The organism is Nonomuraea terrae, from assembly GCF_044465245.1.
Lineage (GTDB): Bacteria > Actinomycetota > Actinomycetes > Streptosporangiales > Streptosporangiaceae > Nonomuraea > Nonomuraea terrae.
This window is the reverse complement of sequence record NZ_JBITLL010000007.1, coordinates 484,301-503,346: the sequence shown is the minus strand read 5'-3', so window position 1 is coordinate 503,346 and position 19,046 is coordinate 484,301. Positions and strand designations below refer to the sequence as shown.

Annotated in this window: 19 protein-coding genes; 9 read left to right on the top strand and 10 right to left on the bottom strand. The window is 72.8% G+C overall.

Annotation, left to right across the window (positions count from 1 at the left end; all coding sequences use genetic code 11):
- Positions 1-6 precede the first annotated feature (6 nt).
- The 3 genes from ACIBP6_RS36405 (at position 7) to ACIBP6_RS36395 (ending at position 3,833) form a co-directional block, all read left to right on the top strand.
- Entirely contained in the window at positions 7-1,575 is a 1,569-nt protein-coding gene (locus tag ACIBP6_RS36405; protein WP_397058405.1) for an MFS transporter, read from the top strand.
- A gap of 100 nt (positions 1,576-1,675) precedes the next feature.
- Positions 1,676-3,487, top strand: coding sequence for a DNA helicase RecQ (gene recQ, locus ACIBP6_RS36400; RefSeq protein ID WP_397058403.1), 1,812 nt, complete (start codon positions 1,676-1,678; stop codon positions 3,485-3,487).
- Between the two features lie 109 nt (positions 3,488-3,596).
- Positions 3,597-3,833 (top strand): hypothetical protein, encoded by a 237-nt coding sequence (locus tag ACIBP6_RS36395; RefSeq protein WP_397058401.1) that lies wholly within the window; start codon positions 3,597-3,599, stop codon positions 3,831-3,833.
- Positions 3,834-4,121: 288 nt separating this feature from the next.
- Here the strand turns inward: ACIBP6_RS36395 and ACIBP6_RS36390 are convergent, their stop codons facing one another.
- Positions 4,122-4,739, bottom strand: a complete 618-nt coding sequence (locus tag ACIBP6_RS36390) for a TIGR03086 family metal-binding protein (protein WP_397058399.1) — start codon at positions 4,737-4,739, stop codon at positions 4,122-4,124.
- Between the two features lie 393 nt (positions 4,740-5,132).
- Between ACIBP6_RS36390 and ACIBP6_RS36385 the strand changes: the two genes are divergently transcribed.
- A complete protein-coding gene (locus ACIBP6_RS36385; protein ID WP_397058397.1) occupies positions 5,133-5,468 on the top strand; it encodes a hypothetical protein in 336 nt (111 codons plus the stop codon).
- A 14-nt stretch (positions 5,469-5,482) separates the two neighbouring features.
- On the opposite strand, the gene ACIBP6_RS36380 is transcribed toward ACIBP6_RS36385, so the two are convergent.
- Positions 5,483-6,289 (bottom strand): lysophospholipase, encoded by an 807-nt coding sequence (locus ACIBP6_RS36380; RefSeq protein WP_397058395.1) that lies wholly within the window; start codon positions 6,287-6,289, stop codon positions 5,483-5,485.
- Between the two features lie 85 nt (positions 6,290-6,374).
- On the opposite strand from ACIBP6_RS36380, the gene ACIBP6_RS36375 reads away from it, so the two are divergent.
- On the top strand, positions 6,375-7,013 hold the full coding sequence (locus ACIBP6_RS36375) for an alpha-ketoglutarate-dependent dioxygenase AlkB family protein (protein WP_397058393.1): 639 nt from the start codon (positions 6,375-6,377) through the stop codon (positions 7,011-7,013).
- Here ACIBP6_RS36375 and ACIBP6_RS36370 read toward each other — a convergent pair.
- From ACIBP6_RS36370 to ACIBP6_RS36360, 3 genes are read right to left on the bottom strand one after another with little or no spacing between them, the layout of a single operon-like run.
- Positions 6,997-7,677: a helix-turn-helix domain-containing protein gene (locus ACIBP6_RS36370; protein WP_246075607.1), complete on the bottom strand. Its 681-nt coding sequence runs from the start codon at positions 7,675-7,677 to the stop codon at positions 6,997-6,999. The two genes, ACIBP6_RS36375 and ACIBP6_RS36370, sit on opposite strands and share 17 nt — an antisense overlap.
- A complete protein-coding gene (locus tag ACIBP6_RS36365) occupies positions 7,674-8,729 on the bottom strand; it encodes an alpha/beta hydrolase (protein WP_397058391.1) in 1,056 nt (351 codons plus the stop codon). The genes ACIBP6_RS36370 and ACIBP6_RS36365 overlap by 4 nt, the downstream gene beginning before the upstream one ends.
- Positions 8,730-8,743: 14 nt before the next feature.
- Positions 8,744-9,973 (bottom strand): amidohydrolase family protein, encoded by a 1,230-nt coding sequence (locus ACIBP6_RS36360; protein ID WP_397058389.1) that lies wholly within the window; start codon positions 9,971-9,973, stop codon positions 8,744-8,746.
- 96 nt (positions 9,974-10,069) lie between these two features.
- Between ACIBP6_RS36360 and ACIBP6_RS36355 the strand changes: the two genes are divergently transcribed.
- Positions 10,070-10,522, top strand: coding sequence for an SRPBCC domain-containing protein (locus ACIBP6_RS36355; RefSeq protein WP_397058387.1), 453 nt, complete (start codon positions 10,070-10,072; stop codon positions 10,520-10,522).
- On the opposite strand, the gene ACIBP6_RS36350 is transcribed toward ACIBP6_RS36355, so the two are convergent.
- Together ACIBP6_RS36350 and ACIBP6_RS36345 are read right to left on the bottom strand one after the other, a co-directional pair.
- Positions 10,517-13,939, bottom strand: a complete 3,423-nt coding sequence (locus ACIBP6_RS36350; protein WP_397058385.1) for an AfsR/SARP family transcriptional regulator — start codon at positions 13,937-13,939, stop codon at positions 10,517-10,519. The genes ACIBP6_RS36355 and ACIBP6_RS36350 overlap by 6 nt on opposite strands.
- 53 nt (positions 13,940-13,992) lie before the next feature.
- Positions 13,993-14,610, bottom strand: coding sequence for a TetR/AcrR family transcriptional regulator (locus ACIBP6_RS36345; protein WP_397058383.1), 618 nt, complete (start codon positions 14,608-14,610; stop codon positions 13,993-13,995).
- Positions 14,611-14,676: 66 nt separating this feature from the next.
- Here ACIBP6_RS36345 and ACIBP6_RS36340 point away from each other — a divergent pair, with 66 nt between their 5' ends.
- Complete coding sequence (locus tag ACIBP6_RS36340) at positions 14,677-15,570, top strand: NAD(P)H-binding protein (protein WP_397058381.1); 894 nt, start codon at positions 14,677-14,679, stop codon at positions 15,568-15,570.
- A gap of 64 nt (positions 15,571-15,634) precedes the next feature.
- Here ACIBP6_RS36340 and ACIBP6_RS36335 read toward each other — a convergent pair whose 3' ends face one another.
- Complete coding sequence (locus ACIBP6_RS36335; protein WP_397058379.1) at positions 15,635-15,988, bottom strand: nucleotide pyrophosphohydrolase; 354 nt, start codon at positions 15,986-15,988, stop codon at positions 15,635-15,637.
- Between the two features lie 41 nt (positions 15,989-16,029).
- On the opposite strand from ACIBP6_RS36335, the gene ACIBP6_RS36330 reads away from it, so the two are divergent.
- Together ACIBP6_RS36330 and ACIBP6_RS36325 are read left to right on the top strand one after the other, a co-directional pair.
- Positions 16,030-16,467 carry a MarR family transcriptional regulator gene (locus ACIBP6_RS36330; protein ID WP_397058377.1) on the top strand — a complete coding sequence of 146 codons (438 nt, stop codon included), beginning with the start codon at positions 16,030-16,032 and terminating at the stop codon, positions 16,465-16,467.
- 47 nt (positions 16,468-16,514) lie between these two features.
- A complete protein-coding gene (locus tag ACIBP6_RS36325) occupies positions 16,515-17,336 on the top strand; it encodes an alpha/beta fold hydrolase (RefSeq protein ID WP_397058375.1) in 822 nt (273 codons plus the stop codon).
- Here the strand turns inward: ACIBP6_RS36325 and ACIBP6_RS36320 are convergent.
- Positions 17,317-18,066, bottom strand: coding sequence for a maleylpyruvate isomerase N-terminal domain-containing protein (locus ACIBP6_RS36320; RefSeq protein WP_397058373.1), 750 nt, complete (start codon positions 18,064-18,066; stop codon positions 17,317-17,319). The two genes, ACIBP6_RS36325 and ACIBP6_RS36320, sit on opposite strands and share 20 nt — an antisense overlap.
- Positions 18,067-18,269: 203 nt before the next feature.
- The gene (locus ACIBP6_RS36315; RefSeq protein WP_397058372.1) at positions 18,270-19,019 is read right to left on the bottom strand and encodes an alpha/beta fold hydrolase; all 750 of its coding nucleotides are present in this window, start codon (positions 19,017-19,019) and stop codon (positions 18,270-18,272) included.
- Between the last annotated feature and the right edge of the window lie 27 nt (positions 19,020-19,046).

The following is a 19,046-nucleotide window of genomic DNA, read 5'->3' as shown; positions in this document are numbered from 1 at the left end:
AAAGGAATGATCGCCAGACCGACGTCGCCCGCCCGGATGGTCGCCGCGCTGGCGATCACGCAGACCGCCGGCTACGGGGTGCTCTATTACGCCTTCTCGGTGTTCATCCCGCCGATGTCGCGCGACCTGCGCGCCGGGGTGGCGGAGCTCACGGGGGCGATCACGCTGTCGGTGCTGGTGTCGGGGCTGGTGGCGCCGGTCGTCGGCCGCCGGCTCGACCGGCACGGCGGTCGCGGCCTGATGACGACGGGCTCCCTCCTGGGCGCGCTGTCCGTGCTGGCCTGGTCGCAGGTGCGCTCGGTGGCGGAGTTGTACGTCGTGTGCGGGGTGCTGGGCGTGGCGTCGGCCATGGTGCTGTACGAGGCGGCGTTCGCGGTGATCGTGGCCTGGTTCGACGCGGCGCGGCGGGCGCGGGCGCTGCTGGCGGTGACCGTGGTCGCGGGGTTCGCCTCCAGCGTCTTCCTGCCTCTGACGGGGGTGCTGGTCGAGCTGTACGGGTGGCGGCGGGCGCTGGTCATCCTGGCCGCCGGCTACGCCGTGACCGCCGTGCCGCTGCACGCGCTGGTCGTACGCGGGCGGGCTGCGCCGCCGCACGCCGACCGGCGTGAGATCGTGCGGACGGCGGTGCGCGAGCGGCCGTTCTGGCTGCTGGCGGCGGCGTTCCTCACTCAGACGGGCGCGGTGGCGGTGATGGGCGTGCTGCTGGTCACGTACCTGATCACGCTCGGGCACCCGCCCGTGTTCGCCGCCGGCGTGGCCGGGCTGCTCGGGGTGCTGTCGGTCACCGGGCGACTGGTCACCACGGGGCTGCAGGCGCGCTGGCCGGTGGCGCTGGTCACGGCCGCCATGTTCGCGCTGCAGGGGCTGGCGGCCGTGCTGCTGCCTCTCGTGGGACGCGACACGGTGGGGGCGGTGGTCGGGGTGGTGCTGTTCGGGCTCGGGTTCGGGGTGGCCACGATCGCCCGGCCCGCGCTGATGGCCGACCGGTACGGCACCGCCGCGTACGCGTCGCTGAGCGGCGCCTTGGCGTTGCCGATCACCGTGGCGAAGGCGGTCGCTCCCCTGCTGGCGGCCGGGCTGGCGCAGGTCACGGGGTATCCGGCCGTGATGGGGGCGGTGGCGGCGGCCTGCGCGCTCGGCGCCCTGGCCCTGGTGGCGTACGAACGGGACGGCCGCTCACGCGACCGAGCCGGCGAGCTTTCCGGCCATCCCGGCCAGGGCCGTTCTGTCGGCGAGGGCGAGCATACTGGCGGCAGCGGGCGTTCCGCCGGTGACGGACGTCCCGGCTCGGGCCCGCCTACCGGCGGCGGTGGGCGGTGTGGCGGTGAGGAGCGTTCCGGCGTGGACCTTCCCGCGGGTGACGGTGAACGTCCGAGTGGTGGCGGGCGTGCCGGCGGCGGCGCTTCTCCGGACGACCGGGGGCGTGCCGGCGGCGGCTCTTGTCCGGACGACCGGGAGCGTGCCGGCGGCGGCGCTTGTCCGGGCGACGGGCAGCGTGCCGGCGGGGATGCGGGGTCCGATCTGGGGCGTCGTCCCGGGGACGGCGGTGGGCGTACGGAGGGCGCGTCGGCGTGAGTACGGTAGTGCGTACCGGCCGATTCGCGGGCCGCGGAGGCCGCGTCCGCCGTCGGCGGAAATGACGATCCGTTCGCCCCCGAACACGTAAGGTAGCCGCATGGATACCCCCTCCGACGTTCTGCAGCGCGTGTTCGGCTACGACTCGTTCCGGGCGGGCCAGCAGGAGATCATCGACCACCTCGTGACCGGCGGCGACGCGCTCGTCCTGATGCCCACCGGCGGCGGCAAGTCGCTGTGCTACCAGATCCCGGCGCTGGTCCGCCGCGGCGTCGGCGTGGTCGTCTCGCCTCTGATCGCGTTGATGCAGGATCAGGTCGACGCGCTGCGGGCGCTGGGCGTGCGGGCGGGGTTCCTCAATTCGACGCAGGGCTTCGACGAGCGGCAGCTCGTGGAGTCGGAGTTCCTGGCGGGTGAGCTCGACCTGCTCTACCTCGCGCCCGAGCGGTTGCGCCTGGAGGCCACCCAGCGGCTGCTGGGCAAGGGTGACATCTCGGTGTTCGCCATCGACGAGGCCCACTGCGTGGCGCAGTGGGGTCACGACTTCCGCCCCGACTACCTGGAGCTGTCCAAGCTGCGCGAGCTCTGGCCCGACGTGCCGCGCATCGCGCTCACGGCCACGGCCACGCCCGCCACCCACGCCGAGATCTCCGCCCGGCTCGGCCTCGACCAGGCCCGTCACTTCGTGGCCGGCTTCGACCGGCCCAACATCCACTACCGCATCACCGCCAAGAGCGAGCCCAAGCGTCAGCTCCTGCAGTTCCTGCGCGAGGAGCATCCGGGCGACTCCGGCATCGTCTACTGCCTGTCGCGCTCGTCGGTGGACAAGATCGCCGAGTTCCTCAACGACAACGGCATCGCGGCGGTGCCCTACCACGCGGGCCTCGACGCCGCCACCCGCGCGCACCACCAGGCCCGTTTCCTGCGCGAGGACGGGCTGATCGTGGTGGCCACGATCGCGTTCGGCATGGGCATCGACAAGCCCGACGTGCGGTTCGTCGCCCACCTCGACCTGCCCAAGTCGGTGGAGGGCTACTACCAGGAGACCGGCCGGGCCGGCCGCGACGGCCTGCCCGCCACCGCGTGGATGGCCTACGGCCTGCAAGACGTGGTGCAACACCGGCGCATGGCGCTGGAGGGCGACGACGCCCACCGCCGCCGGCAGGTGCTCCACCTCGACGCCATGCTGGCGCTGTGCGAGACCGTGAGCTGCCGCCGGGTGATGCTGCTCGACTACTTCGGCCAGCAGGGCTCCCAGCCGTGCGGAAACTGCGACACCTGCCAGACCCCGCCCGAGTCGTGGGACGGCACGGTCGCCGCCCAGAAGGTGCTGTCCGCCGTGTGGCGGCTGGCCAATGAGCGGCGGCAGAAGTTCGGGGTGGGGCAGGTGGTCGACATCCTGCTCGGCAAGCAGACCGCCAAGGTCATGCAGCACGGTCACGACACGCTGAAGGTCTTCGGCGTCGGCGCCGAGCTGGGCAACGCGGAGTGGCACGGCGTGGTCCGGCAGCTGCTGGCGCAGGGGCTGCTCGCGGTGGAGTCCGACTACGGGGCGCTGGTGCTGACCGAGGCGAGCGCGGCCGTGCTGAAGGGCGATCGCCAGGTGCCGCTGCGCCGCGACACGCTGCGCCCGGCCCGCGCCAAGGTCTCCGCCCCCGCCAAGGCGCAGGCGGCGGCCGAGCTGCCGGCGGAGGCCGCCCCCGTGTTCGAACGCCTGCGTGCCTGGCGCGCCGGTGTCGCCAAGGAGCAGGGCGTGCCCGCGTACGTCATCTTCCACGACGCGACCCTGCGCGAGATCGCCACCCGCGCCCCGTCGTCCCTGTCCGAGCTGAGCTCGGTCAACGGCGTCGGCGAAAACAAACTCGCCAAATACGGCGAACAAGTCCTGGAGACCCTCCAGGCCACCACGTGACCCCTCGGTCGGACGGCGACGCGCACGCATGAGCAGCGCCACGACTTCACTTGAACGCTGGCACGCGCCCGTGAGCGGGGCGGGCGTCGGCCGAGCGGGAGCGGGCCGGGTGCGGTCCGGACCGCCGTTGCCGGTCAGGGAGCGAAGAACCGCGCTGCTGAACGCGGGCCTGTCCACGGAGGTGATCCGTGAGGTGCTGCCGTGCGCCCGGGGCGAGCGCCCGGAGATCGACTGGTGCACAGAGTTGTGGGAGGTCCTCAACAGCGAGCTCGCCGCCATGGACCACCACATCGACGATCTCCGACGTAGCCGCGGCACTCTCGCCGGCTACCTGACGGGATCCTGATCCGGCCCCGCGGGGTGGTGGCGACGGCCGCACGAAGAACGGTCGTCGCCACCACGTTGGCCGGCCCGTCCGCGGCCGTCAGGGTCCCGCCTGTGCGGGCCTGGCCGGACGGGGTTGCGCCCTCGGCACGGTGTCCTGCGTGGTCGTCCCGGGATGGCCGGGCCCTTCGGTGTCACCGTGTCGGCGGGGACGTACATGGTTCGCCCACCGGCGCCCATGGGGAGCGCCGTGACTTTTCCTCTAGGAGATCGTACGACCTGTGAGGCGGTGATGCGGAGTCGAAACAGGTCAATTATGGGCGAACCAGTCAGGGTCCCGGCCGAGATGGGCGAGCAGGTGGTCCTGCGCGGGCGCGTACGCGGGCACCACCGTCGGCGTGGCGAACCTGGACGGGCGGTCGGCGCACGTCACGAACAGGCGGGCCAGGTCGAGCAGTTCCTCCGCCATGAGCGGCGGGATCGGGCGGCGCTCGCCGCACGATCTGGCCACGTCCCAGCCGTGCACGGCGATCTCGATCGCGCCCGCCGCGGCCACCATCGGGCCGGTCAGCCGCTGATTCCCGACGCAGACCGTCCCGGCGTCGCCGTCTCTCAAGGCCGACCACCCTCCCAGCATCTCGGCGGCCCCGTCCCTGACGAGCAGTGCCGGATCGGCGCCGGACGCCGGCCGGTCGCGTAGGCCCTCGGTGGTGGGGGGGCAATCTGCGACGTGGCCGGTGGCGGCTTCGGTCAGGGTGCGGAGGGAGTCGTCCAGGTGTTCCAGCAGGTGGTGGAGTTTCCAGCCTGAGCAGGGTGTGGCGCGGCAGAGGGCGGCCGGGGTCACGCTGCGCAGGCTGCCGAGGGTGTAGTCGATCGCGCGTTCCAGGAGCGCCACGCCTGCCGCCAACGGTCGTCCGTACTCGCCCATATCGCCTCCTCGCCAAAGGAGACCCGTACGTGTGGGGAAAATCATCGGCCTTGGCCGCCGGGAACCTCCTGGGCCGATGCGGAGTAGTGAGGGCGAGGAGGTTCGATGGCGAACAGAGCGTGGATGGGTGGAGTGGCGGCGCTGCTGCTGGCGGGGGTGGGGCTGGTGGCCGCCGGATGTGGGGCGAAGGCACCGGCCGCCGGGCCCGCCGTGGGATCCGGCACGAGCCCGAGCCCGAATGTCGGCGGAGGCTCAGGTTCGAGTGCCGGTGCGAGTGCCGGTGCGAGTGCCGGTGCGAGTGCGCGGCTGAGTGCCGGTGCCATTCCCGCGGCCCGTGCCGGAAGCGAGAGCCCTGCGCCGGTCGTCGCCGAGGGAGGGTGCAACGGGAGCAGGGTGCTCATCGGGGAGGGGTTTCCCGAGGTGCGGGGGACGTCGCGGGACGCCGAGCTCTGGGCGCTGCTGTTCGTCAAGGAGGCGCCGCTCTCCCGGGGCCAGGAAGTCAAGATCGTGTGGCGGATGACCGGTGCGGGCCCGCTCACGATCAAGGCCACCCTCCCGGACGGGACGGCCGCCGAGCGGACCTGGGGTCCGGAGGAGCACACGGGGTCGACATGGGAGCGGCCCGGACAGGAGTGGGGCACCGGGTTCGCGTTCCCGAAGCGCGGTTGCTGGAAGATCGAGCTCACCCGCACCCAGGGCAAGGGCCACGTCTGGCTCGCCGTCGCCTGACCCCGGTGAGGACGTCAGCGCAGGGTTCGGTCCACGAAGGTGGTGACGTCGTCCAGGACCTCGTCCTTGTTGGTCTCGTTGAAGACCTCGTGGCGGGCGGCGGGGTAGACGCGTTCGGTGAAGTCGGTGCCGCGGGCGGCTTCGATGCCGATGCGACTGCCCGCCAGAGGCACCAGCCGGTCCTCCTCGCCGTGGATCCACAGCGTGGGCAGGGCGCCCAGCGTGCCGCTCTTGCGGATCGTGTCGAGCATGGACGAGAGGGCCTCCAGGGTGCGGCGCTTGAACGGGCCGTGCCACACGAGCGGGTCCTCGCCGTACGCGGCCCCGACCGACAGGTCGCGTGACAGCGTGGCCGGGTCGATCGGGGTGTCCGGCGGTTCCGGGTACGCCAGCAGCTCGGTCAACACCTGCCACTCCCCGATCACCGGCCCGGACAGCACGAGGGCGGTCAGGCCGGAGCCGTACCGCTGGGCGTACCGGGCCGCGATCATGCCGCCCATCGAGTGGCCGATCAGCACCACGGGAACGCCCGGGTGGTCGGCCCTGGCGCGTTCCTCGACGGTGTGGACGTCGGTGACCACGTCCTCGTAGTCGTCGATGAGCACCCGCTCGCCCTGCGACCTGCCGTGGCCCATGTGGTCGGGCCCGTAGACGGCGGCGCCGTGCCGGACGAGCCGGTCGGCCACGTACTCGTAGCGGCCGATGTGCTCGCCGTATCCGTGGCAGAGGAGCGCGACGTAGCGCGGATCGTCATGGGGCCATTCGCGGACCGTGACGCTGCCCCTGGTGCCGGTGAAGGTGTGCTCGCGGGACTCGGCCATGCTCTGCTCCTACCCTGCTTCGCTCCGGGGCTCGAAAGTACGCCGTCCGTCCTAGATCGTCCACCCGCGCTGGGAGACTGGAGGGGTGATTCCACTGCCGATCAGGGAGATCGCGCCGGGGGCGGTGCACCTGCCCGGGTGGCTGACGTCCGACGAGCGGCGGCGCCTCGTCGAGGCGTGCCGCGCGTGGGCGAGGGGGCCGGTGCCGATGCGGCACACCGTGCTGCCCCGGGGCGGGGTCATGTCGGTGCGGACGGTCTGCCTGGGCTGGCACTGGCAGCCGTACCGGTACACGCGGACCGCCGACGACGTGAACGGCCGGCCCGTGGCCCCGCTGCCGGAGTGGCTGGCGGACCTGGGCCGGCGCGCCGTCGCCGACGCCTACGGCGAAGCGGGCGCGTACGACCCCGACACCGCGCTGATCAACTTCTACGACGGCCAGGCCAAGATGGGCATGCACCAGGACAAGGACGAGAAGTCAGCCGCCCCCGTCGTGTCGCTGAGCATCGGCGACGCCTGCCTGTTCCGCTTCGGCAACACCGAGACGCGCGGCAGGCCGTACACCGACGTGCGGCTCGACTCGGGTGACGCGTTCGTGTTCGGCGGGCCGTCGCGCTTCGCCTACCACGGCGTGCCGAAGGTCTACGCCGGCACCGGCGATCCGGCGACCGGGCTGAGCTCCGGCCGGCTCAACCTCACGCTGCGCGTCACCGGCCTGCGGTGACGTAGCCGAACGCGTCGTCGGAGAGTGTGCGGCGCAGCGTCCGCAACACCTTGGCCGGGTCGTCGCCGGGGAACTCCACGTAGTACGGCTTCCCGTCCCGGCCGAACGTGATCGCCGAGCCGCCCTCCCACTCGCCGAGCAGGTCGGCCCCGGGCTCGAAGGCTCCGTCGGGCTCGAACCCGAGCGTGCGGGCGTGGTCGACGGACCCGAGCACGAGGTGCTGGGCCAGCTCGAACGGCGCCTCCTGCCAGCCCCGGTAATCGCTGAAGAAGTATTCGCGGAACTGGCTCAGCATGCGGTCGTCGATCACGTCGGGACCGATGGCGTTCTTCACGCCCATGCAGTAGACGTCGGCGAGGTAGCCGCAGACGCGCAGCTTGTCATAGCCGTGCCGCCGGGCGACGAGCACGCTGACCATGCCGCCGCCGCCCGATTCGGGCTCGTTGTCCACCCAGCCGCGCGCCGGGTCGACGCCGAGCCCTTCGCTCCAGCCGACGTTGATCCAGCACCCGGCCACCTCGGCCGCACCGGTGCCGGGCGTCTCGGCCGCGATGGCGCGCACGAGAGGCGCGACGACCGACGGCGCGACCTTGAGCGCGCGGGCGATCTCCTTGGGCGACTTGCCCTGCCGGCGCAGCTCACGTACCTGGTCCTTCAGTGTCATTGGGGCAGCGTAGCGCGGCCTTGGGCGAGGCGGCGGGCAAGCCAGGCCAGCGCGAGCGGGTAGCGGTATTCGATGCCGCCGTGACCGGCGTCGAACAGCTCGAAGAAGACCCGATCATCCGGTACGCCCGCCGCTTCCAGCGCCCGCCGGAAGGCGAGCGCGCCGAAGTCCAGGAAGTACTCGTCCCGTTCGCCGGCGTCCACCCAGATGGCCCGCATCGACCGCAGCGCCTCCGCGTACTGCGGCCGGCCGGCCATCGTGACGGGGTCGCGCTCCACCCAGCGCCGCCAGACCTCCGGCACGACCGCGCCCGTGTCGTCGAACGGCAGGCGTACGGTGCCGTCGTCGTCGGCGGAGTAGGCGGCCGCGTAGGCGTACGTCTCCAGCAGTTCGAGGTCGCCCTCCTTGGTGCCGGCGATCCTGCCGCGGAAGTCGTTCAGGAAGGTCTCGTACGAACCGTCGTACATGTCGCGCAGCCTGCGGGCCAGCACCGGGAAGGCGGGACGGTTGGAGACCTCGAACAGCGCGTCGCCGGCGTGCGTGGCCAGGGCGCCGAACACGTCGGGGGCCAGCATGGCGGTGACCATGGCGCCGTAGCCGCCGCTCGACTTGCCGGTGACCGCGCGGTGGTCGCGGTCGGCGATCGTCCGGTAGTGCTCGTCCACCCAGGGCACGATCTCGTCGCGCAGGTACGCGTGGTAGCGGCCGGTGCCGGGCGAGTCGAGGTACTGGCTGCCGCCGAGGGACGTCCAGGCGTCGACGTACACGACGATGACGGGCGGCACGTCGCCGGCCGCGAACACCGCGTCGGCCAGCTCCGGGTACGGCTGCCGGAACGGCGTCCGGTTCAGCCACATGGCGACGTGACCGGTGTAGCCCTGCAACACGTAGACGGCCGGGTAGCGGCGGTCCGGCGCGTCGTCGTAGCCCGGCGGGACGTACACCATGAGCGGCCGCTCGTGCGGGTCGCCCAGCCGGTTGCCGCGCAGCACGGCGCTGTCGACGACGTGGTGGTCGAGACGGCCGGCCAGTTCGGCGGACCAGGGCAGCATGCGTTCTCCTCTACTCAACCGGCGGACGAGGTCACGGTGTCGACGCCCGCCTGGCCGACGGACCGCCCCGACACCAGCACGAGCGTGACGTTGCGCAGGTCGGCCAGGCGTGCGAGCGGATCGCCCGCGACCGCTATGAGGTCGGCCCGCTTGCCGGGGTCGAGACTGCCGGTGACCTGCCCGACCCCGCAGGCGTCCGCGGCGCGTACGGTGGCCAGCTCGATGATCTCCGCGTTGCCGTGGCCCGCCATCGCGAACACCTCCAGGCCCCCGACGTACCCGTCGGTCTCGTTGGCGATGCCGCCGACGGCGAACCCGGCGTCGGTGCCGGCGATGAGCCGGACGCCGGCCTCGCGCATGGCGGTGACGCCGGCCAGCCAGGCGTCGAGCATCTCGGCGCCGTGGACCTTGCGGATCCGTTCGAACGCGCCGTGCACGGTGGGGCAGACGTACGTGCCGCTCGCCGCGACGAGGTCGGCGAGCGCGGGATCGTAGCGGTGGCCGGACGGGGTGATGAACGAGCAGTGCTCGATGGTGGTGACGCCGGCCTCGACGGCGCTGCGGATCGCGGCGTGCGCGTGAGCGTGGGCGGCGACGCCCTTGCCGCGGGTGGCGGCCTCCTCGACGACGACGCGGAGCTGCTCGGTGCCGTACTGGGGGATCCAGCTGGGCGGCGCGCCCGGGGTCATCTGGCCGCCGGAGGCCATCACCTTGAGGCAGTCGGCGCCGGCTCGGAGATTCTCCCTGGCGACGCGGCGGATGGCGGGCTCGTCGTCGGCCTCGCCGCCCATGTACCAGCAGTGGCCGCCGGTGATCGTGATGGGCCGGGTGGCGGCCACGATGTGCGGGCCGACGGCCATGCCCTCCTCGATCGCGTCGCGTAACGCGATGTCGAGGAAGCCACGCGCGCCGAGGTCGCGCGCGGTGGTGACGCCGGCGGAGACGAGCTTGCGGGCGTTCTCGGCCATGCGCAGCAGCAGGTGGTGGTCGCTCTCGGGGCTGCGCCGGGTCACCGGGTCGACACGGTCGTCGAACCCCAGGTGGACGTGCGCGTCGACGAGCCCCGGCAGCACCGTGTGGCCCGGCAGGTCGAGCACGTCGCCCTCCCCCGCCACGGCGTGCTCCCCCGCGTGACCTCTCGGGCCGACGGAGACGATCGTCGCCCCGTCGATGAGGACCTCACCGTCTTCGAGCACTTCCCCGGAACGTCCCGTGAGCACCTTGGCGGCGCGGATGATCCTCATGCGTCCCAGCGTGCCACGCGCCGTAAGGAGGTGAGAAGGGCATCGTAAGCACCGGCGGGCACCGTGGAGACGTCGCCCAGAGGAAGGACCGCCGCCATGACCCCGACCGCCGAGTACGTCATCACCCGCCTGTTCGACGCCCCGCGGAAGGCGGTATGGGCCGCCTGGACCGAGCCGGAGCGGTTCTCGCGCTGGTTCGGGCCGCCGCCGCTGACCACGCCGGTGGGCCGGATCACCCTGGACGCCTGGCCGGGCGGGGTCTGGCGGGCCACGCTCGTGGGCGAGGAGGGGTTCGAGGTGACGCTGGACGGAACGTACCGCGAGGTGGTGCCGTCGGCGCGGCTGGTGTTCACCACCGGCGACCCCGACGCGCCCGGTGACGGCCCCGCGTCCGTGGTGACCGTCGAGCTGGCCGACGTGGAGGGCAAGACCGAGATGCGCTTCCACCAGTACGGCGTCAACACCGACGACCGGCACGCCGAGCAGGCCAGGGCGGGCTGGGTCGAGTTCTTCGACCGTCTCGCCGCCGACCTGGAACGGGGCTCATAGCAGCTTCTCGACGTCCTCCAGCTTGCCGGTGGCCCCCTGCGCGTACGCGGCTTCGAACGCCTCGTCGCCGAGCGCCGCGCGGGCCCGGGATGCGGCCCGTTCGATGTCGGGACGCTCGGACGGGCCGACCGGCGTCTGGTTGTGCCGCCTGACCGCGTCCGCCAGCCCGAGGAGCCTGGCCGCCTGTTCGGGCGGCGCGGCGCCCGCGGCGCCCTCCACGGCGAACACCGTCGTGGCGGGGTCGCCGACCTTGCGCGCCATGCCCAGCGCCTCCATGTGCAGCAGCATGGCCGCGTCGGGGTCGCCGCGCAGCTCCGTGAGGTAGCCGAGCTCGACCAGGGTGTCGGGCAGGTGCATCGCGAAGTCGCCGTCGGGGTCGCGCGACAGCCCTTCGAGCAGGTGGTTCAGGTGTCTCTCCGCCAGGTCGTACCGCCCGGCACGGCGCGCGGCGAAGGCCAGGCCCATCTCGGCCATGCTCGTGTTCCTCGAGTAGCCCTGGGCGGTGGCCAGCTTCAGCGCCCGCTCGCAGATCTCGATGGCGGTGTCGTAGTCGCCCTTCCCGAGCGCGACCCAGCCCAGCCAGGCGGTGTGCGAGGCGACCTCGGGCCACAGTCCCAGGTCCTCCGCCATCCGCAGACCCTCGCCGAACAGCTTGGCGGCCTTCTCGGCGTCCTGCCTCATCTCCGCCAGCGAGGCCAGCCATTCGGTGGCGCGCAGCAGGCCCCACCGGTCCCCCAGCTCGGTGAAGAGCCGGGCGCTCTCGGTGCCGATCCGTTCCAGGGCGTCGTGGTCGCGGCGGGTGAAGGCGTCCATGGCGTGCCGGATGAGCGCGACCGCGACGCCCCACCGGTCGCCGACCTCCCTGAACGTGGCCAGTGCCCGCTCCGTCAGCTCCTGCCCGGTCGCGATGTCCTCGACGTGCATGCCGACGAACACCTCGACCCTGGCCCGTTCGCGCCGGTCGGGGACGGCCTCCAGCACCGGCCGCCAGTCGACGTGCTCGCCGGCCAGCAGCGCGAACGCGGCCTGCCAGGCGGCGGCCCGCGCGCGTGCGGCGCCGACGCCGGGCGCGGGCGGCGCAGAGGCCGGCACAGAGGTCGGCACAGAGGTCGGCACAGAGGTCGGCACAGAGGTCGGCACAGAGACAGGCGCAGAGACAGGCACGGACAGGGCCGTCTCCAGCGAGCGCCGGGCCTCGGCGAGCCTGCCGCGCAGGAACCAGTACCAGGCGAGCGCGTTCACCAGCCGGGCGGCGGCGTCCGCGTCGGCGCGGGCCACCGCCGTGTCGAGTGCGGCCCGCATGTTGGCGGCCTCGGCGTCCAGCCGCAGCAGCCAGTCGCGCTGGTCGTGCGCGTACAGCTCGGGCTCGGCGCGTTCGGCGAGCTCCAGGTAGTGGCGCAGGTGTGCGAGGCGTACGCGGTCGAGCTCGCCCGCGTCGGACATCCGGGCCCGGCAGTACTCGGACACCGACTCCAGCAGCCGGTAGCGCATGCCGGTCGGCGTGTCGGCGACCACGACCAGCGACCGGTCGACCAGCCGGGCCAGCAGATCCAGCACGTCGAGCTCGGTCGTCACCGCGTCGCCGACCGCCGATCCCGCCGCGTCACCGGACCCCGGAGCAGCCGCGCCACCGACCGCCGGTCCCGCCGCGTCACCGGGTCCCAGAACAACCTCGCCACCGACCGCCGATCCGGCCGCGTCACCGGGCCCCGGAGCAGCCGCGTCACCGTGCGCGAGCATCGGCGCGTCACCGGGACGGCGGGCGGCGGGGGTGTCGGCGAGGGCGCAGACGGCCTCGGCGGCCTCCAGCGTGCAGCCGTCGGCGTGCGACGCGAGGCGGCGCAGGACCGTGCGTTCGTCGCCGGACAGCAGGTCCCAGCTCCAGTCGATCACCGCGGTGAGCGTCTGCTGCCGGGCCGGCGCCCCGCGCTGCCCGGAGGCCAGCAGCCGGAACCGGTCGTCCAGCCGGGCGACGACGCCGTGCACGCCGAGCGCCCGCACCCGGGTCGCGGCCAGCTCCAGTGCCAGCGGGATGCCGTCGAGCCGCCGGCACAGCTGCGCCACGGCCTGCGCGTTGGACGCGTCCAGCGAGAACCCGCGGGCGGACGCCGCGGCCCTGGCCACGAAGAGCCGTACGGCGTCGGAGCGGGCCATGGTGGCCAGGTCGGCGGCGGCGGGCACGTCGAGCGGCGGCACGCTCCACAGCACCTCGCCGGACACGGCCAGCGGCTCGCGGCTGGTGGCCAGGACGCGCAGCTCGGGACAGGCCCGCAGCAGCGTCTCGGCCAGCTCGGCGACCTGCTCCACGACGTGCTCGCAGTTGTCCAGCACGAGCAGCGTCCGCCGGGGCTTGAGCGCGGCGACCAGGTGCCCGGCCGGGGAGCCGCCGGAGGCGTCCTCCCTGATGTCGAGGGCCGCGATGACGGCCTCGGCCGGCGACCGGGACGCCTGGTCGAGCGCGACCAGCCAGGCTCCGTCCGGGTAGGCGTCCAGCAGCCGGCTCGCCACCTCCACCGCCAGCCGGGTCTTGCCGACGCCGCCGCTGCCGGTGAGGGTGACCAGTCGTTCCTCGGTGACCAGCGCGCACACCTCGGCCAGGGCCTCTTCCCGGCCGATGAGCCTGCTGACGGAGGCGGGCAGGTTGGTCACCGGGCGTTCCGCGGGCACGCTCAGCGCCGGGTCCTGGCCGAGGATCGCCTGGTGGAGCGCGACCAGCTCGGGCCCGGGGTCGAGGCCGAGCTCCTCGGACAGCCGTTCGCGCAGCTCGCCGTAACTGGCGAGGGCCTCACTCTGGCGTCCGGCCCGGTAGAGGGCGCGCATGTGGACGGCGCGCAGGCGTTCCCTGAGGGGATGGCGGGCCACCAGGTCGCCCAGCTCGCCGACGAGCAGGCCGTGTTCGCCGAGCTCCAGCCGCGCCTCCGCGTGCTGCTCCAGCGCCGACAGCCGCTGCTCCTCCAGCCGCAGGACGGCCGAGCGGGTGTACTCCTCGTCGGCGAAGTCCGCGTACGCCGGGCCGCGCCACAGGGCCAGCGCGCCCGCCAACAGCTCGGCCTTCGTGCGCGGGCTGGTCGCGGCCTCCGCCTCGGCGAGCAGACCGGCGAATCGGGCGGCGTCGAGCGCGCCGTCGTCGCAGCGCAGCAGGTACCCGGGGGCGCGGGAGACGACGAGGTTCTTTCCACCGGGCTCGGCGTCCTCGAACGCCTTGCGCAGCTGCGAGACCCGCACCTGCAGCGCGCCCGCCGGATTCGCCGGCGCGTCATCGCCCCACAGGTCGTCGACCAGCCGGTCCACGGACACCGGATGGCCCTCGTGCACGAGCAGGTCCACGAGCAGCGCGCGTACCTTGAGACCGGGGATGGTGACGGGCTCCCCCGCGTCGGTCCAGACCGCCAGCGGCCCCAGCACCCCAAATCGCATGCTCGCCACCTTATGCGGGCCTCTGCTGGCAATGCCGCCCTTTTCGCGGACCTTCAGCCGGGCAGCGTCGCGGTGACCGTCCGGCGGATCGCGTCCAGGTCGACGTCCTCGGCCAGGGTCGCCGGCTCGGGGGCGTCCTTGATCGCCTCCTCGACGTTGAGCAGCCTGCGCAGCAGCCGCGGCAGCACGGTGCGGCCGAGCAGGTCCTCGGCGAGCGCCGCGCTGCCCGCGCCGCTCATCGCGAACCGTTCGGCGAGGTAGACGCCGAGCCGCTCGTACGTGCCGGCGAAGACGGCGTCGAAGTACGCGCGCGAGCTGCCGGGCAGCCGTTCGGCCTCGGCGATGCTCAGCCGGCAGGTCCGCACCTGCGGCTCCCACGCCATCAGCTGCAGGAACCGGCCGCAGAACAAGGTCACCGCCTCCATGGGCTCCTCGGCGTACGCGTCGGGGGTCTTCAGCCTGCCCAGGTACAGCTCGCGGACGAGGTCCATGACAGCGAGGAGCAGTTTGTCCTTGCTCTCGAAGTGCGCGTACAGCGTCCGCTTGGACGTTTCGGCGCGGACCGCGACGGTGTCCATCGAGGCGCGTTCATAACCGGTCTCGAGGAACACGTCCTTGGCCACGAACAGGATGTGGCGGCGGAGTTCCTCGCCACGCCGCTGACCGCTCATCGGTGTCCCACCGAAGTAAACGGTACGGTAGAGTTTACTTGTCCTCGCGTTCTTGGGAGATTCCTCATGATCGTCATCACCGCCCCTACCGGAAACATCGGACACCAGGTTCTCGACAACGTACTGGCCTTCGGCGAGCCGGTTCGTGTCGTCGTGCGCGACCCGGCCAGGCTGTCCGCCGACGTCCGTGACCAGGTCGAGGTCGTCCAAGGCTCTCACGGCGACCAGCGGGTCGTCGCGCGCGCGTTCGAGGGCGCCGACACGGTGTTCTGGCTGTTGCCGACCGACCACGGCGCCCCGAGCGTCGAGGCGGCCTACGTCGGTTTCACCCGCCCCGCGGCCGAGGCGATGCGCGAGCGGGGCGTCAAGCGCGTGGTGAACGTCAGCGCCCTGGGCCGCACCACCCCGTACGCCGGCCGGGCCGGATACGTGACCGCGTCGCTGGCCATGGACGACCTGATCGCCGGCACCGGTGTGGCGTTCCGTGCGCTGGCCCTGCCGTCGTTCATGGACAACGTGCTGCGGCAGGCGCGGGTGATCAAGGAGCAGGGCGTGCTCTTCGACATGATCGCCCCCGACCGGAAGGCGCCCACCGTCGCCACCCGCGACATCGCCGCCGTCGCCGCCCGCCTGCTGCTCGACACCTCGTGGTCCGGCCAGGAGGAGGTGCCGGTGCTCGGCCCCGAGGACCTGTCGTACGACGACATGGCCGCCGTCATCTCGGAGGTGCTCGAGACCCCGGTGCGCTACCAGCAGATCCCTGGCCAGGCACTGAAGGACCGCCTCGCCGGCTCCGGCATGTCCGCCGCCATGGCCCAGGGCATGGTCGAGATGATGATCGCCAAGGACAACGGCCTGGACCACGGGGTCACCCGCACGCCACAGCACGCCATCGACACGCCCACCACGTTCCGCCAGTGGTGCGAGGACACCCTCAAGCCGGCCGTGCGGGCCGCCTGATCCGCGCCCGTCAGACGGTGGGCGGGGCCGTGCGGGCCGCCTGATCCGGGTGATCACGCGTCGGTCAGGCGGTGGGCGGGGCCTTGCGGGCCGAGCCGCGGTAGCGGTCGGCGTCGTAGCGGCGGTCGTTGTGGTCGAGCTTGTCCCGCGCCGCCTCCACCAGGTCGACGCCCAGGACGTCGGCCAGGCGCACGAGATAGAGCGTCACGTCGCCCAGCTCCGTACGCATCCGGGCGAGCGCCTCGGCGTCGGGGTGGCGGGACTCCTCGGCCGTCAGCCACTGGAACTCCGCCACCAGCTCCCCGACCTCGCCCGCCAGCGCCATCGCGAGATTCTTCGGCGTGTGGAACTGCTCCCACTCCCGCACCCGCGCGAACTCCCGCAGCCGCTCGGCCAGCCCTTCCAGCTCCGTCGTCACGCCACAGGACCCTACCGACTCCCGCCTGTATGTTTCTGAGCGTGAATGGGGTCGAACTGTTCCTGCTGGGCCGGACACTGATGAAGATCGGCGAGGAGGCGATGCCGACCGAGGGCATCGGCGAGCACTCCACGAGCCTGCGCACCGTGCTCATCGTCGTGAGCGACCTGCGCGGCCATCCCGACACCACCGTGGGCGAGATCGCCACCCGCACCGGCCTGCCACAGAGTGCCGTGTCCGCTGCCGTCGCGCGGCTGCGCGAGACGGCAGCGGTGACCACGGAGACCGACCCGAGAGACCGCCGACGGACGATCATCCGCGAGGCGCCCGAGGTCTCCGACCGCGTGTCGCAGGTCCGCGACACCCCCATCGACCAGGCTCTGGCGGCCGCGCTGGGCACGGACGACCCCCAGCGCGTCAGCGAGACCGTCGCCGCCCTGGAAGCCCTCGCGGAACGACTCGTCCCAGGGACGCGATAACCCCATCATTTTTGATGCATCAAATTTGATGGACTAGGCTGGGCGACATGACCTCGCACACCTTGCGCGTGCCCGGCGCGTCCCTCCACTACGCGATCCGCGGCACGGGCCCCCTCCTGCTGATCTCCCAGAGCGGCGAGGGCGACGCCGACCGCACCACCGACCTGGTGGACCGGCTCGCGGACGAGTACACCGTGGTCACGTACGACCGGCGCGGGCTGAGCCGCAGCACCGTCGACGACCCCGGCGCGGGCGTGACCGTCCGGCAGCACGCCGACGACGTGCACCGGCTGCTCGGCCACCTCACCGAGAAACCCGCGATCATGCTGGGCCAGAGCCTCGGCGCGACCATCGGCCTGCACCTCGCCGTCCGCCATCCCGAGCAGCTCAGCCTGCTCATCGCCCACGAACCGGTCGCCCCCTGGCTACTCCCTCAGGCCGAGCAGGCCCGGCACCGCGCGGAGCTGACCGAGGTGCGCGACCGCTACCTCGACGGCGGCCTGGCCGCCGCCGTCGCGGAGATCCCGCGCGTCCTCGGCATCACCGCCGACGCCGAACCCGATCTGACCCCGCAACCCATGACGCTCCGGCGGCAGGCGAACTTCGATTTCTTCCTCAGGTACGACTTCCCCGCCGTGATCCAGGACGAGCTGGACCTGTCGGGCTGCCGGACCCCGATCGTGCCCGCTGCCGGCCGCGGCACACCGAGCGCCGTCTTCGACCGCCGCTGCGCCGTCGAGCTGGCGAAGCGCCTCGGGACCGAGCTCGCGGAGCTGCCGGGCGGGCACAACGGCAACACCAGCCACCCGCGCGCGTACGCCGCCGGCCTCCGCCAGCTCCTCCGGGTTTCTACTGGGTGGCGTCCTTGAGCAGGCCGCGCAGACGTTCGACCGGCTCCGAGCCGCCGGAGAAGGACGGGGTCGTGCCGCCCTGGCGGCCCCAGAGCCACAGCAGGACGTCGTGCGGCGAGCCCGTCACCGAGGCGTCGGTCTCGGCGGTGGAGCCCTTCGCCACCTCGACCCCCGAGGCGGACGGGCGCACCAGCCAGCGGTGGTCGCCCGCCTGGATCGACACCGTACGGCCCTCCGCCGCCACCAGGCCGTCGCCGAACTCCTGCGGCCACTTGGCCGCCGCGTAGGCGAGGAACGCCACCAGGATCTCGTCGATGCCGTCGAGCGCCAGGTCGTCGGGGATCGGGGCGAGCGGCTCGCCGGCCGCCAGCTCGGCGTCGACCCGGTGCACGACCGTCTCCAGCGCCATCCGGCGCACCCAGAAGCCGACCGTCTGGTCCGCGTCGTACCAGGTGAGAGCCGGCTCGCCGGGCTTGCGCGCGGCGAACTCGGCGCGCAGCACGGACAGGGCACGGTCGAAGTATCCGGCGGGCTCGGCCGGCTCGGGCGGCAGCGGCCAGGGGTCGGGCCAGGCGCCCCGGCGCATCGCCTCGACCTTGTGCAGGTAGACCTCGCCGACGTGCAGCAACAGGTCGGCGGCCGTCCACCCGGGACAGGACGGCACCGGCGCGCCCACATCGCGCACGGCGACCTCCCGCAGTCGCGCGGCGTCACGGTCGAACAGCTCCAGGTACCGGGGAGAATCCATACGCCAATTCAAACACATGATCGAGTGTCGTCGGTCACAATCGGATCGCCCATCATCGAATTCACCGGTGTCAGCACAGCCAAGGGGCGCGGCATCGAGGCGGCGCCGACGCGTTCATGCTCGACACCATGTCCGCGCGCCTGGAGCTCCGCGCCCGGCGGCTGCGCCCGGCGGCCGCACGCGGCGGTGCGCGCCCGAGCAGGTCAGCGGGAGAGGAAGTCGCGGACGCGGGGCAGCACGTCCGCCGGGCGGCGCAGGGCCGTGGCGTGGTCGGCGTCCGCCACCGAGAAGAACTCCGCGCCGTGGGAGCGGGCGTAGTCGCGCATCGGCTCGTGCCAGGGGCCGGCCGTGCCGGCGTACATGAGGGTCGGCACCTCCGAGGCGGCCAGCCGGTCGGCGAGGCCGGGCTCGCGGGAGAACGCCTCGTAGTTCGCGCGGTGCGCCGCCGCGTCGCCCGCCTCGATCACGGCAACCTGGTACGCCGACTCCAGCGCCCCGCCCCTGACCAGCTCGTACGGGTCATGGTCGGCGGGCAGCCCGAGCGCGGCCAGCACGACGGGCACCCGCGCCATGAACCCGTACGGGTCGAAGGCCCCCGCCACCAGCCGGGTCAGCCGCTCCGGCGCGCGGACGGCCACCGCGTAGCCGGTCAGAGCGCCCAGCGAATACCCCCAGAAGGCGGCCCGATCCAGCCCGAGGTCGTCGAGCACGGCGGTGACGGACGCGGCCCGCCGCTCCAACGTGTACGCCGCCGGAGTGCGGGGCGCGACACTCGCGCCCAGCCCGAGCGGATCGATCGCGATCACCGTGTGGGCAGCGGCCAGGACCTCGGTGTAACCGAGGTAGGCCCAGTGGCCCCCGTCCCCGAACATCCCGGGATGAAGCACCACGGGTGCCCCCGCTCCGGACACCGTGTACGCGATCTTGTAGCCGTCGGCATACGCAAAAGGCATGACATATCCCCTTACGACCAGGAACGT

Excerpts from the sequence above, each read along its gene's own strand:
- ACIBP6_RS36405 (WP_397058405.1), top strand. The coding sequence starts at position 7 with ATGATCGCCAGACCGACGTCGCCCGCCCGGATGGTCGCCGCGCTGGCG.
- recQ (WP_397058403.1), top strand. The coding sequence starts at position 1,676 with ATGGATACCCCCTCCGACGTTCTGCAGCGCGTGTTCGGCTACGACTCG.
- ACIBP6_RS36390 (WP_397058399.1), bottom strand. The coding sequence starts at position 4,739 with ATGGGCGAGTACGGACGACCGTTGGCGGCAGGCGTGGCGCTCCTGGAA.
- ACIBP6_RS36380 (WP_397058395.1), bottom strand. The coding sequence starts at position 6,289 with ATGGCCGAGTCCCGCGAGCACACCTTCACCGGCACCAGGGGCAGCGTC.
- ACIBP6_RS36370 (WP_246075607.1), bottom strand. The coding sequence starts at position 7,677 with ATGACACTGAAGGACCAGGTACGTGAGCTGCGCCGGCAGGGCAAGTCG.
- ACIBP6_RS36365 (WP_397058391.1), bottom strand. The coding sequence starts at position 8,729 with ATGCTGCCCTGGTCCGCCGAACTGGCCGGCCGTCTCGACCACCACGTC.
- ACIBP6_RS36360 (WP_397058389.1), bottom strand. The coding sequence starts at position 9,973 with ATGAGGATCATCCGCGCCGCCAAGGTGCTCACGGGACGTTCCGGGGAA.
- ACIBP6_RS36355 (WP_397058387.1), top strand. The coding sequence starts at position 10,070 with ATGACCCCGACCGCCGAGTACGTCATCACCCGCCTGTTCGACGCCCCG.
- ACIBP6_RS36350 (WP_397058385.1), bottom strand. The coding sequence starts at position 13,939 with ATGCGATTTGGGGTGCTGGGGCCGCTGGCGGTCTGGACCGACGCGGGG.
- ACIBP6_RS36345 (WP_397058383.1), bottom strand. The coding sequence starts at position 14,610 with ATGAGCGGTCAGCGGCGTGGCGAGGAACTCCGCCGCCACATCCTGTTC.
- ACIBP6_RS36340 (WP_397058381.1), top strand. The coding sequence starts at position 14,677 with ATGATCGTCATCACCGCCCCTACCGGAAACATCGGACACCAGGTTCTC.
- ACIBP6_RS36325 (WP_397058375.1), top strand. The coding sequence starts at position 16,515 with ATGACCTCGCACACCTTGCGCGTGCCCGGCGCGTCCCTCCACTACGCG.
- ACIBP6_RS36320 (WP_397058373.1), bottom strand. The coding sequence starts at position 18,066 with ATGGATTCTCCCCGGTACCTGGAGCTGTTCGACCGTGACGCCGCGCGA.
- ACIBP6_RS36315 (WP_397058372.1), bottom strand. The coding sequence starts at position 19,019 with ATGCCTTTTGCGTATGCCGACGGCTACAAGATCGCGTACACGGTGTCC.